This window comes from Pseudomonas borbori, assembly GCF_900115555.1.
Lineage (GTDB): Bacteria > Pseudomonadota > Gammaproteobacteria > Pseudomonadales > Pseudomonadaceae > Aquipseudomonas > Aquipseudomonas borbori.
Genome location: NZ_FOWX01000094.1, coordinates 1 through 1221, shown reverse-complemented (window position 1 = coordinate 1221; position 1221 = coordinate 1). Strand labels below are relative to the sequence as shown.

Below are 1221 nucleotides of genomic sequence, written 5' to 3'. Positions count from 1 at the left end.
CAGGAATTGAACTGGCTGCTGGATGGTTTCGACCTCTGGCGCAACCGCCCACACCAGGTTTTGACGCCGCGTTTCGTGACCTGAGCCGGTATAATCCACGGCATGATTTCCGTGCCCGAAACCCTTCCTGACGACCCTATTTTGCTGAAGCAGCTTCTGCTGTCGCTGCATGAGCAGATGTCTTCGAAGGACAAGGAAATAACTGCCAAGGACGGGCAGATCGAGCACCTGCGCGAACAAAACGCGCTGTTGATCCAGCGCCTGTTCGGCCGAAAATCCGAGCAGAGCAGCGACCCGGATTCACCGCAGCTAGAGATATTCAACGAGGCCGAAAGCCTGGCCGAAGCGGCGCCTGAAGCTCTGGCCGCTGAGGTCGAGGAAGAAGTCGTCGCGCCGACCAAACGCCGCGGCAAGCGCCAGCCGTTACCGGCCGAGCTGCCGCGCGTCGAGGTCATCCACGAACTGCCCGAGCACGAGCTGATCTGCGAATGCGGTTACCGCAAGCAGGCCATCGGCGAGGAAACCAGTGAACAGCTGGAAATCATCCCGATGCAGGTTCAGGTAATTCGCCACATCCGCAAGACCTACGCCTGCAAGGCCTGCGAAAGCGCCCCGTTCAGCGCCGACAAGCCTGCGCAACTGTTCGAGAAAAGCCTGGCCAGCCCGAGCGTGCTGGCGATGCTGTTGACCAGCAAATACGCTGATGGCATCCCGCTGTATCGCTTCGAAAAGATGCTCAGTCGCCACGGCATCGACATCCCCCGGCAGACCCTGGGGCGCTGGGTCATTCAGTGCGGCGAACTGCTGCAACCGTTGCTCAACCTGATGCGCGACAGGCTGCTGGACAGTCCGGTGATCCACTGCGATGAAACCCGCGTGCAGGTGCTCAAGGAGCCTGGGCGCGATCCGAGCAGCCACTCCTGGATGTGGGTGCAGACCGGAGGCCCGCCTGGCAAACCGGTGATCCTCTTTGACTACACCACCAGCCGCGCGCAGGAGGTGCCGCTGCGCCTGCTCGACGGTTATCGCGGCTACCTGATGACCGACGATTACGCCGGCTACAACGCCGTGGCCGCACAACAAGGTGTCGAGCGCCTGGCCTGCTGGGCGCAGGCGCGGCGCAAGTTCGTCGAAGCGCAAAAGGTGCAACCCAAGGGCAAAACCGGGCGTGCCGACATCGCGTTGGGGATGATCAACAAACTTTACGGCATCGAGCGCGAA

General features: G+C 61.6%; 1 protein-coding gene. It reads left to right on the top strand.

The features are described 5' to 3' along the window. Nucleotides 1-102: 102 nt before the first annotated feature. Nucleotides 103-1221, top strand: a 1119-nt coding sequence (gene tnpC / locus BM315_RS24130) for an IS66 family transposase (protein ID WP_090506230.1), incomplete at its 3' end; no start/stop codon positions are given.